This window comes from Tenacibaculum piscium (assembly GCF_021390755.1).
GTDB classification, from domain to species: domain Bacteria; phylum Bacteroidota; class Bacteroidia; order Flavobacteriales; family Flavobacteriaceae; genus Polaribacter; species Polaribacter piscius.
Genome location: NZ_JAJGWR010000001.1, coordinates 607,011 through 619,130 on the forward strand (window position 1 = coordinate 607,011; position 12,120 = coordinate 619,130).

Annotated in this window: 12 protein-coding genes; 4 read left to right on the plus strand and 8 right to left on the minus strand. The window is 30.7% G+C overall.

Going from position 1 to position 12,120, the window contains the following annotated elements; all coding sequences use genetic code 11:
- Positions 1–21: 21 nt before the first annotated feature.
- Both bshC and rlmF read left to right on the plus strand, forming a co-directional pair.
- Complete coding sequence (gene bshC, locus L0U72_RS02880; protein WP_233898378.1) at positions 22–1,614, plus strand: bacillithiol biosynthesis cysteine-adding enzyme BshC; 1,593 nt, start codon at positions 22–24, stop codon at positions 1,612–1,614.
- On the plus strand, positions 1,615–2,496 hold the full coding sequence (gene rlmF, locus L0U72_RS02885; RefSeq protein WP_193699889.1) for a 23S rRNA (adenine(1618)-N(6))-methyltransferase RlmF: 882 nt from the start codon (positions 1,615–1,617) through the stop codon (positions 2,494–2,496).
- Between the two features lie 87 nt (positions 2,497–2,583).
- Here the strand turns inward: rlmF and L0U72_RS02890 are convergent, their stop codons facing one another.
- The 7 genes from L0U72_RS02890 to L0U72_RS02920 form a co-directional block, all read right to left on the minus strand.
- Complete coding sequence (locus L0U72_RS02890) at positions 2,584–3,660, minus strand: NADH:flavin oxidoreductase (RefSeq protein WP_262909829.1); 1,077 nt, start codon at positions 3,658–3,660, stop codon at positions 2,584–2,586.
- A gap of 190 nt (positions 3,661–3,850) precedes the next feature.
- Positions 3,851–4,471, minus strand: a complete 621-nt coding sequence (locus L0U72_RS02895; RefSeq protein WP_101916847.1) for a WbqC family protein — start codon at positions 4,469–4,471, stop codon at positions 3,851–3,853.
- Positions 4,471–6,057 carry a signal peptidase I gene (lepB, locus tag L0U72_RS02900; protein WP_233898380.1) on the minus strand — a complete coding sequence of 529 codons (1,587 nt, stop codon included), beginning with the start codon at positions 6,055–6,057 and terminating at the stop codon, positions 4,471–4,473. Before lepB ends, L0U72_RS02895 begins: the two co-directional genes overlap by 1 nt.
- A 154-nt stretch (positions 6,058–6,211) precedes the next feature.
- Positions 6,212–6,913 (minus strand): 4-hydroxy-tetrahydrodipicolinate reductase, encoded by a 702-nt coding sequence (gene dapB, locus L0U72_RS02905; protein WP_101916849.1) that lies wholly within the window; start codon positions 6,911–6,913, stop codon positions 6,212–6,214.
- 12 nt (positions 6,914–6,925) lie between these two features.
- The gene (locus L0U72_RS02910; RefSeq protein ID WP_233860911.1) at positions 6,926–7,453 is read right to left on the minus strand and encodes a DUF5683 domain-containing protein; all 528 of its coding nucleotides are present in this window, start codon (positions 7,451–7,453) and stop codon (positions 6,926–6,928) included.
- 155 nt (positions 7,454–7,608) lie between these two features.
- Complete coding sequence (gene dnaN, locus L0U72_RS02915) at positions 7,609–8,727, minus strand: DNA polymerase III subunit beta (protein ID WP_101916851.1); 1,119 nt, start codon at positions 8,725–8,727, stop codon at positions 7,609–7,611.
- A gap of 55 nt (positions 8,728–8,782) precedes the next feature.
- On the minus strand, positions 8,783–9,772 hold the full coding sequence (locus tag L0U72_RS02920; protein ID WP_233898381.1) for a lipid A deacylase LpxR family protein: 990 nt from the start codon (positions 9,770–9,772) through the stop codon (positions 8,783–8,785).
- A gap of 70 nt (positions 9,773–9,842) precedes the next feature.
- Here L0U72_RS02920 and ppk2 (L0U72_RS02925) point away from each other — a divergent pair, with 70 nt between their 5' ends.
- Positions 9,843–10,700, plus strand: a complete 858-nt coding sequence (ppk2, locus tag L0U72_RS02925; RefSeq protein ID WP_101916853.1) for a polyphosphate kinase 2 — start codon at positions 9,843–9,845, stop codon at positions 10,698–10,700.
- 1 nt (position 10,701) lies between these two features.
- Positions 10,702–11,484, plus strand: a complete 783-nt coding sequence (gene ppk2 / locus L0U72_RS02930) for a polyphosphate kinase 2 (RefSeq protein ID WP_193699886.1) — start codon at positions 10,702–10,704, stop codon at positions 11,482–11,484.
- A gap of 3 nt (positions 11,485–11,487) precedes the next feature.
- On the opposite strand, the gene L0U72_RS02935 is transcribed toward ppk2 (L0U72_RS02930), so the two are convergent.
- Entirely contained in the window at positions 11,488–12,120 is a 633-nt protein-coding gene (locus L0U72_RS02935) for a low molecular weight phosphatase family protein (RefSeq protein WP_233884344.1), read from the minus strand.

Sequence of the window (12,120 nt, forward strand, 5' to 3'; positions counted from 1 at the left end):
TAAAAAAAACTAAAAAACTAAATGAAAGTAACTCATATCCCATTTAAAAAGACGGGTTTTTTCTCTAAAACAATGTTAGATTATTTAGAAGAATCACCAAAAATAAAGCCCTTTTATAATAATTTTCCATCTTTAGAAGGATTTGAAAATCAGTTAAAAATCAAAAAAGCTCATTTTTCAACAGATAAAAGAAAAACACTTGTTGATGTTTTAACAACACAATATCGAAAGGTTACCGCAACGCCGAAAACGCAACAAAATATTGCTGATTTATCCTTAGAAAATACGTTTACAGTAACTACAGGACATCAATTAAATTTGTTTACAGGTCCTTTATATTTTTTATATAAAATCATTTCTACGATTAATTTATGTGAAAAATTAACAGAAAAATATCCGCAAGAAAATTTTGTACCTATTTATTGGATGGCAACTGAAGATCATGATTTTGAGGAAATAAATTACTTCAATTTTAAAGGCAAAAAAGTACAATGGAATTCGAATCAAAGTGGAGGAGTAGGACGTTTTTCAACGGAAGGTTTGGCTGAAGTTTTAGCTATTTTCTCGGAACATTTAGGAACTTCAAAAAATGCAGTATTTTTAAAAGAATTATTCAAAAAAGCCTATGTAAAACATGTGAATTTAGCCGATGCAACGCGTTATATTGCCAATGAATTATTTGGCGAATATGGTTTGGTAATTATTGATGCCGATGAAAAAGCATTAAAAAAAGCATTTATTCCGTTTGTCGAAGATGAATTAAAAAATCAAACATCGTATAAAAAGGTAACCCAAACGATTGAAGAATTTGGTGAAAATTATAAAATTCAAGTAAATCCAAGGGAAATTAATTTGTTTTATTTAACGGAGGAAATTCGCGAACGTATTATCATTGAAAATGATATCTTTAAAGTAAATGACACCAATATTTCTTGGACTTTTGAAGATTTACAAAAAGAAATTCATGAATTTCCTGAGCGATTTTCGCCCAATGTAATTATGCGTCCTTTATATCAAGAAGTAATTTTACCAAATCTTTGCTATGTTGGTGGCGGTGGAGAATTAGCATATTGGCTGGAATTAAAACAGTATTTTGAAGCTGTAAAAGTACCATTTCCAATTTTGTTATTGCGAAATTCCGCACAAATACTATCAGAAAAACAAGCAAGAAAATTAACGAAATTAACTATTTCATCAGAAGAAATTCTCTTGAAACAAGATGAGTTACTTCAAAAGAAAGTCGTCGAAATATCCGAAGAAAAAGTAGATTTTACAACGCAAAAAGAGTTTTTAAAACAGCAATTTATACAGTTAAAAGAAGTTGCTAAAAAAACAGATATTTCCTTTTTAGGAGCCGTAAATGCTCAAGAAAAAAAACAATTAAAAGGCTTAGAAAATTTAGAAAAACGCTGGTTACGTGCCGAGAAACGTCATCATAAAGATTTGGTTGCTAGAATCGTAGTTTTGCAAAACGAAATACTGCCAAATGGAAGCTTAGAAGAACGACACCGAAATTTTTCTGAATATTATTTAGAATACGGAAATAGCTTGATAAAAAATTTAAAAAACGGTTTAAAGCCACTACAATTAGAATTTACAGTACTGATATTTTAAATGGAAGATAAAAAAGGATTACACGAGAATAATAAGCATAAAAACGGATACGATTTTGAATTTTTAAAAGCAAAATATCCTCCAATTTCGGAGTTTGTTATCAAAAAATTTGAAAAAGAAACCATTGATTTTTCAGACCCTGTTGCTGTAAAAGAATTTAATAAAGCGTTATTAATGGCGCATTATCAGATTAAAGATTGGAATTTTCCTGACGAAAATTTATGTCCGCCAATTCCAGGAAGAGTCGATTATATTCATCATTTAGCCGATTTAATTGCTGATAAATCAGTAGATAAATCAGTACAAGAATCAACAGAAATAACCGTTTTAGATATCGGAACAGGCGCTAGTTGTATATATCCATTATTGGGCGCATCGGCTTATAATTGGAATTTTGTAGCAGTTGATATTGATTTAGATTCCTTAGATTATGCACAAGATATTATTGATGATAATCAATTAGATGCCAAAATTACACTGCGACAACAATTCAATGAATCGAATGTTTTAAAAGGAATTACTCAAGAAGATGACGCTTTTTCTGTAACAATGTGCAATCCGCCATTTTACAAATCGGCAGAAGAAGCCAGAGGAGCTAATAGAAGAAAATCAAGAAATTTAGGAAATAATACCGTGCGTAATTTTGCAGGAAATCATAATGAATTATGGTATATCGGAGGAGAAAAAGCCTTTTTACATACCTATTTATACGAGAGTTCTTTACAACCAAAACTAAGTAACTGGTTTACCAGTTTGGTATCAAAAAAAGAAAATGTAAAAAGTTTACAAGATTCTGCTAAAAAATTAGGCGTACAAGAATTTAAAGTGATTCCAATGAGTCAAGGAAATAAAGTAACACGAATTGTGTGCTGGCGATTTTAATTTTTAAACAGGCTCAAACAAAATCTCCCTTTATTTTTTTATAAATAAAGGGAGATTTTGTTTTAAGTATTTTAGTAATATCTTGTATTATTCAACAAAACCAGCTCTCTTTTTTAAATACTCAATAAATGTATCACTTACGCCTTCTTTTCTAAGATATTCCGCTGAAACAGGAAGTGAAACTGGATTAAAAGTAGGGTTTTCTATTACTAATTTAGGAAAATCATGATGCAATATACCAGAAGTTCCAATTGATACAAAATCAACACCAGCATCTAATATTTTTTGAACATCCACCGCATTACTGATTTTTCCAGCAACAGTCCATTTTACCTTTTTAAAATCTAAACTGGTAAAGTGTTCTAATAAAGTACTTTTTTGATATTTTTCATCATTTGGTATTTTAAAACAATCCCACAAAGAAATATCTAAAAAATCAATATTTCCTTGATCAATTAATTGTTGAGAAACCCACTTTATTTCGTCAATATCCATAGCGAATCTTTCTGGAGATAATCGAACGCCAACTAAAAAATCAGCTCCGCATTGTTCTCTAATACCTGTAACAATTTCAAACAGTAAGCGAGCTCTATTTAATAAAGAACCTCCATATTGATCTGTTCTTTTATTAATTTCAGAACTCAAAAATTGTGTTAAAATATATCCATGAGCACCATGAATTTCAACGCCATCGTATCCGCATTTTTTAGCACGAACAGCCGCTGTAATAAAAGAGGTTATTAATTCATAAACTTCCTCTAAACTAAGCGCTCTAGAATTCGTTTTTTCATTTTCTGAAGGACAAACAGAACGTTCGTTTATCAGTTCAGAGGGTGTGCGCATTCCTGCATGATGCAACTGAATAACCGCTAAACTTCCGTATGTTTTAATGCTTTTAGCTAATTTTATATGTCCTTCATTTAAGCTATCATTAAAAATACCAAGCTGTCCAAAAAAGCCTTTTCCTATCTCTTGAACATGTGAAGCACAGGTCATCACCAAACCAAAACCACCTTTTGCTCTCATGGTTAGCCAGTTAAATTCGTCTTCTGAAAGTTGTCCGTTATCATGGCTTTGTTGGTTTGTTAATGGAGCTAGCATAAACCTATTTTTCATAGTTATACCACAGTTAAAAGTTACTGTTGAATTGGTTTTAGTTATCATAATATAGTGCGTTTAAGTTTTGTGAATTCGAGTTGTTTTTATTTCTGATGCTAAAAAACTTCTCGATATCATTTTTTGAAGGAAAAAATCACTCTAACTGACAGTGTTTTTATGCTATAAAACTAAAAACCTCAGATTATTAAATTAATCTGAGATTTTTTTATCTAAATAATAAGATTTTAAACAGTTTTTAGGGTTGTTTAAATTTTATTTTTTCTAAAAAACTAACAGTATTTGGACCTTCCATAAAAAGTAAATCTAAGATAGACAAGTTAGGCATAAAACCATGTTTATCATCAAATATTTGAATATATGTATCGATGTTAATTTCAACGCCTTTTTTAGCAATTGCTAAATTTCTGAAATCAGGTATTTCGGGCGTTACTTCATAAGTAGATGTTTTAGAAAATGTATCTTCAATTTGTAAAGCATCGGTAATAAATAAATGTGTATCGATATTTACATCTTGTAAATAGGTATATTTTTTATGAAATATTGTAGCAATATCATCTTCAAAAAACTCGAAAAATGGCGAGGATTTATACGCCGATTGTAAGGATTTAAAATGCTGTTGTTGCCATTGAATATCATTATCAACTAAAGTATCTTTACTTTTTTTTCTGTTTTCTGTACTTAAATGTTTTACAGGAATATTTAAAGATAATTTTCCGTTAGCACCATAAATATAACATCTGTTTCGGTAGGTTTGTTTTTGATAATTATCTTCAAATTCAAACATTACCGAATCGGCTGTATAAATTTTTGCGTATTGCGAAATAGGCGCGAAATAAGTAGGGATAAAAAGTGACATTATGATTTCTTTTTATCTTTTTTAAAACTATAGATGATATATCCTGCGATAAGTACAATAACCAACCATAAATAAGAGGTAGGTTTTCCACTTCCGCCAACGGTTGTAAACATTCTGTCCCAACGTATTGAATTTATTTTTGACATAAAATCGGGTGCGTTAGGATTCCAGCTTAACCAAATTAATACAGGTTTTCCAACGACATGATCGAAAGGAACATATCCCCAATTTCTGGCATCTAATGAGTTTTGACGATTATCTCCCATCATCCAATAATAATCTTGTTTAAAAGTATAGCTCGTTGCTTTTTTTCCGTTGATATAAATAGCATCACCAAAAATGGTTAAATTATTATTTTCATATCTTCGGATAATTTGCTCGTAAAATGGAATGGTATTTTCGTTTAAAGCGACTGTTGTTCCTGCTTTTGGAATGTAAAGTGGTCCAAAATTGTCAGAAGACCATGCGTATTTTGGACTATGTGGAAAAACAGCTGCATCATAAGTTCCACTTGGTTTTATATGTTTTGTAACACTTTTTATTAAGTTGTTTTTGGCTAAAGAAGTAGCTTCATCATCTGTTAAATTAAAAAGATAAAAAGCACCGTTATTTGCTCTTTTTGCTTCGCCGTTTATATTAAATTCATTAATAATTTCTATAGGTAATTTTTTACCGTAAGTATCAACTTTAAAATACCATTGTGGTTTTGCTCTGTCTGGTAAAATAGTTTTTTTTCCGTTGATAAATACATAACCATCACGAACTTCTAATGTATCACCAGCAATACCCGTGGCTCTTTTTACGTAATTTGTTTTTTTATCAATAGGTTTGTACGTTGCTTCACCAGATTTATCACCCCACATGGTTTTTAAACTATCCGCAGGCCAACTGAAAACAACAATATCATTGCGTTTAATATTTTGAAAACCAGGGATTCGCATATAAGGTAATGACGCTTTATTTAAAAAACCATCTTTATTTTTATCATCAGAAATAAAAGATTTCATTCCTAAAAGTGGCAGTGTATCGTGTGCCATTGGTGCAGCAATTGTCGTACTAGGAATGCGCGCTCCGTAGTGGAATTTACTTACAAATAGATAATCTCCAACTAATAATGTTTTCTCTAGAGAAGAAGTTGGAATCGTATAAGGTTGCATAAAATAGGTGTGAACTAACGTTGCCGCTATAATGGCAAAAGCGATAGAACTTACCCATTCTCCTAAGGCAGATCTTGGTTGTAAACTTCTGTTTTCAATATAAGGAGTATCGGTGAAATAGTTGATATAATAGATGTAAAATCCGAAGCTAAAAACAGCTAAAAAGGTATCTTTTCGTTGGTTAAAACCAAAACTTCTACAGGTTTCAATCCAAATAATAGGAAACATTAATAGATTTACAATAGGAATAAATAATAAAAATACCCACCATTTTGGGCGGTTTATTATTTGCATTAAAACAATTGCATTATAAACAGGCACGGCTGCTTCCCAAGCTTTTTTTCCAGCTTTAACATATAATTTCCAAGTTCCTAAAAAGTGAATTACTTGAAGTAGTAAAAAGAATAAAAACCATTCTGAAAATGTCATAATCTAGCTATTTTTTGCTCCTATATTTAGGAATTATATTCAATAATTATCTAAAATAATTATATCTAAAATTATCTTATTAATAATTAATTAGTGTAATTTTTCAGGTATTTGTTACATTTTTGATGCATTTTTTTAATGCATTATTATGATATTAACCTAAGTTTAACACATCTCTCATCGAGAAAACGCCTGTTTTATTGACTAACCATTCGGCAGCAATAACAGCACCTAGCGCAAAACCTTGTCGGTTATGAGCCGTGTGTTTTATAGCAATCGTATCAACTAAAGAACTGTATGTTGTGGTGTGAGTTCCTGGTACATCTGGAGTTCTGATAGCGGTTATTGGAATATTTTCTTCGGATGTTTTAGCATCTAATTCCCAGGCTATTTTATCGGTATTTTCGATGATTCCTTCGGCTAAAGTAATTGCTGTTCCGCTTGGTGCGTCTAATTTTTTTGTATGATGAATCTCTTGAATAGCAATGTTATATTGCGGTAAGTTTTGCATCATTTTAGCCAATTGTTTGTTGAGTTCAAAGAAGATATTTACGCCTACACTAAAGTTAGAAGCATAGATAAAAGCTCCTTTTTTATGATTGCATAATTCAACAATTTCATGGTATTTCTCTAGCCAGCCAGTAGTTCCTGAAATTACAGGAATTTGGTTTTCAATACAATGACTAATATTTTTAAAAGCGGCATCTGGTATGCTAAAATCAATAGCGATGTCTGCTTTTTTTATGTCGTATGTTGTTGCTCCTGAATCTTTAATAATTATTTCATGACCTCTTTGTAAAGCAACTTTTTCAATTTCTTTACCCATTCGACCATAACCGAGTAGTGCTATTTTCATAATTTAAAAAGTTTAAAAAGCGTATTTTAACGTTAAACCAACTTTTGGCGATTCTATAAATAAAGGATCTGGATATACCATGGGTTGTAAAGATAAACTATCATCAGTATCAAATTGTAATAAGTGTGCATTTACACTCGCCTCTACGATTTGTAAAACATATAATAAAACACCTGTTAATAAGGATAAATCTCTATTTTTCCGAAGTATTTTTTGAGCATTTTCAAGCCCTTGTATCGACATTAATTCTTTTCCATCTTTATTGATAAATTCATCTTTGATACCTTGTTTTCGAAGTGTAAAAGCAGTTCGATAACGGTTATATTCATTTCGATTATCAATATAATAATACGTAGGAATTGCTAATGAAGCCCAAACAATGGGCGCTTTCCAGTATTTTTTGTTATAAATTTGACCTCCTCCAGGAAAAATAGCAGAATAAAATGCCGCTTTTGCAGGTGCTAACGGATTGTATTTATCACTATTTATTGGGGCTTTTATGGATGTAGTATCTTTTTGAGCAAATAATAGTTGACTCAAAAAAAGAGTACATAATACGAATATGAAAGTACGAATATTCAATTATTTTGGTAAGTTATTAATATGATTAACGGTTTGTTTTAATTTTGATGAATATGTGAAAAAAACTCAAAAACCACCTAATTAAAGATGGTTTTTTAAGATGTTATGATTATTTATCCGTTTAACATTACTGGCATTACTAACATTGTAACACTTTCACCTTGAGCAGTTCCATCAATAGGTGTTAAAATTCCAGCTCTATTTGGTAGCGACATTTCTATTAAAACATCGTTAGCATCTAAATTATTAAGCATTTCACTTAAAAAACGAGAATTAAATCCGATTTGTAAATCATCACCTTGATAATCACAATGTAAACGTTCATCAGCTTTGTTTGCGTAATCTAAATCTTCTGCAGAAATATTTAAAGAATTTCCTTCCATTTTTAAACGAATTTGATGCGTTGTTTTACTCGAAAAAATAGAAACACGACGCACAGAGTTTAAAAAAGAAGCTCTATCAACAGTTAATTTATTTGGATTTTCTTTAGGAATTACAGCTTCATAATTTGGATATTTTCCATCAATTAAACGACAAATTAACACTACATTTTCAAAAGTAAATTTGGCATTTGTATCATTATATTCGACCATTACATTACTATCCGAACTGTTTAAAATCCCTTTTAATAAATTTAAAGGTTTTTTAGGCATGATAAATTCTACTGCAGTTTCGGCTGTTACATCGGTACGAGTATATTTTACTAATTTATGAGCATCGGTGGCAACAAAAGTTAATTCTTTCGTGTTAAACTGAAAAAATACACCACTCATTACGGGTCTTAAATCGTCATTTCCTGCTGCAAAAATCGTTTTTGAAATAGCTGTTGCTAAAATTTTTGATGGAATTTCAGTACTACTAGGATTAGGTAATTCTGGAGCTTTTGGAAATTCATCACCTCCAAAATACGCCATATCATACTTTCCTTGTTCCGAAATAATTTCAATAGTACTTCCGTTTTCGGCATTAAAGGTAAGCGGTTGGTCGGGAAATGTTTTTAAAGTGTCGAGTAATAAACTAGCGTTTATAGCAATAGAACCGGTGTCATTACTTTCAACATTTACAACCGAAGTCATAGTCGTTTCAAGGTCTGACGATGATATTTGAAGTTCATCGTTTGCGAGTTCCAATAAGAAATTATCTAAAATTGGTAACGTATTATTGTTATTAATAACACCTTTTAAAACTTGTAATTGCTTCAATAATTGAGAGCTAGATACGATAAATTTCATTGAGTAAATTTTCTGTTTATTAGAGTTACAAAGATATCTATAAAAAAATTAAAAATTAATTAAACATATAATTAAATTCGAGTGTTCCGTAGAAATTATGCGAAGGAACTCGCCAACTTTTTAGTTTTTTAGTGTGATGTTTTATAATATATCCAAAATTAAAATGATTTGCGGTAAAACGAATTCCTATTTCGGTGGTCATTTTAAAAGGATTGATTTTATATGTAATAGGATTCGTATTTTCACTTAAAAAACCACCTTGAATTGTGGCATCATAGGCAACATAATGAAGCATCGGTTTTATATAAATAAAGGATTCTATTTTTGATTTATCAGTTTTAGCATCCGTATTTTTAATTAAATTTCCATGAAATGCAATCGAATTTATAATTTTTTGCAACGGTTTTAATCCAATTCGGGTGTAAAAACCTGTTGAGATATCAGTATGAATCGTTCCGAAATTAACGGTACTAATCCAATTGGCATCAATATATATAGTGTTTAATTTATTTAGATTATTTTTTAATCTGGTTAAACTTTTTAAATAATTTATTTTGAAGTTGAAGCCAAAGGTATTTTTAATCTGATATTTCCAACCCGTTATTTTTTCGTAGCCATATAATGTATGCACAAAACTCTGAAGTTCTTTGCTTTTACTTGCCGAACCAAGGATTCCTATTTGTAAGTCTGTTTTTAAGAGCGTATTGTTTTGATAAAATCGAGTAATGCCAATACTCCCAAAGGAATATCCTGCAAAAGGGCGATCATGATTTTCAGGATATTTTACACTGGCTTTAAAAGGCGTGTACATCTGGTTTCCAAGCTTAAATTCAATTACTTTTTGTCGATTTTTTAAAGCATTTTTTGAAGTCTTTTTAGCCAGATATCGATATGTTAAAAAAAGTCCATTTGTATAATATCGATCTTGTGTTAGCGAGATATATAAATCATTATCGGTTATAATACTAAATTCTTTTGGTTGTTTTTGCTGGGCGAAAAGAGTTGTTTTATAGAGTATTAAAAAAAAAAAGATTTTTTGTTTCATAGCAATTATTATCGTCTTATTTTAGCAATGTAGGGTTAAATATAGCGTATTTCAACTTAATTATTTTTAAATGAAAGATAAAAAAATGCTTACCATTGAAGATTTTGAAAGTATTTCATCAACAGATGAATTATGGAACTTAATAGAAGAAAAAGAAATACCAATACACAAAGTTGTCGAGAAGATAACTTACGAAGAAGAATTGAAAAAACTTCAAATAGAATTGGTGAAATTACAGCAATGGATTGCCAAGAATAATAAGCGAGTAGCCGTTATTTTTGAAGGAAGAGATGCTGCTGGAAAAGGAGGGAATATCCGTCGTTTTATGGAACATTTAAATCCGCGTTCGATGCGTTTAGTAGCCCTGAATAAACCAACAGTGGTCGAAAAAGGACAATGGTATTTTCAACGTTATATTAAAGAATTACCAAATCCTGGAGAAATCGTTTTTTTTGATAGAAGCTGGTATAACCGAGCCGTAGTAGAACCTGTAATGGATTTTTGTAGCAAAGATCAATATAAAAAATTTATGGCGCAAGTGCCAGAATTTGAACACATGCTACACGAAGATGGTGTTACCATTATCAAATTTTGGTTGTCTATCTCAAAAGATGAACAAATGAAACGATTTGATGCTCGAAATGATAATCCATTAAAAAGATGGAAATTCAGTCCCGTAGATAAAAAAGGACAAGAACTCTGGAGCAGATACACCTATTATAAAGAAGAAATGTTCAGTAAAACACACACCACATACAGCCCGTGGATTGTCGTGAAAACGAACGATAAAAAGAAAGCTAGAATAGAGTGTATGCGTCATGTATTATCGCAATTTGATTATCAAGAAGAATCAGAACATAAAATAGTAAACAATCCAGATCCTAATATCGTAATGCGTTATTATCGTTCAGCAAAACATTTAGATTAATATGGAAAAATTAACACAAGGAGCTGTAAATAAGCTCAACACAAATAAAGGATTAAAAGCATTATTAACCAATAATCCATTTAATTTAGAAAGAGCTGTTCGAACTGTAGATTATCAGCGTAAGCTCGAAAAATTACAAGTAGAATTAATTCGTTTGCAAACTTGGGGAATCAATAATGATGAACGTATTATCATTATCTTTGAAGGAAGAGATGCCGCTGGAAAAGGAGGCGCTATCCGTAGAATGACCGAAAGAATTAATCCACGTCATATGCGAATTGTAGCACTGCCAAAACCCAATGAAGACCAAAAAACACAATGGTATTTTCAACGATATGTTGAACAATTTCCAAAAGCAGGAGAAATTGTTTTTTTTGATAGAAGCTGGTACAATAGAGCCGTGGTTGAACCTGTAAATGGCTTTTGTACACAAAAAGAATATCAAATTTTCATGAATCAAGTGAATGAATTTGAAAGAATGATTCTAGAATCAGGTATTCGATTGGTTAAAGTTTATATGTCTATCAATAAAAGAGAACAAGCGAAACGCTTTAAAGAAATCGTAAATAATCCATTAAAACAATGGAAAATTACTCCCGTAGATTTAAAAGCACAAGAACTTTGGGATGATTATACGGATTATAAAAGAGCCATGTTCTCTAAAACAAATACCGCAATATCTCCTTGGAAAGTGATTCGAGCAAATAGAAAAACAATCGCAAGGATTAACGTAATTAATCATGTATTAAAAAGTATTCCGTATGATAAAAATACAGTAGTGTAAAAACTACTGTATTTTTTTTATCATATCGAAAATATAAAATAATTCACCAGCAATTTGTTTGCTGGTGTTTAAATAGCTGTCAAGAGCGATATCGGTATTGTCTGAATTTTTTGGGTCAGTATAAGGCAAGTGAAATCGAGAAATTGCATCAGGAATAAAAGGACAGTTTTCATCAGCACTACTGCAAGTGGTAATGGCAATATATGGATAGTTGTTCTCAGGATGATCAAATGTTTTTGAAAATCCTACAATTGATTTTTTTGTTCCCTTAAAAGAAACTAAATAACGTGGATTTTGATGTGAAAAATCAACAATATTGAATTCAAAACCTGTTTGTTGTAAACTTTTTACCGTATTTCGATGAAAAGCAGTCGCTTCTGTACCACCAGAATATGTTGAAATATTTTTTAATCCAAAGTATTCAATAGCAAAAAAAGCCCAAACTTGTGAAAATTGACTTCTTCTAGAATTATGTGTGCAAATAAAATTTAAATTTATTTTCTCTCTTTCTTGATATTCAGTAATAATGGAATCAGCAATATCGGTGAGTAATTTTTTACGGACATCACTTAGTATCATTTCTTTTCTCGCTTCTTCAAAGAATATTTTAGTGTTAATATTTTTAGTGTTTATCAT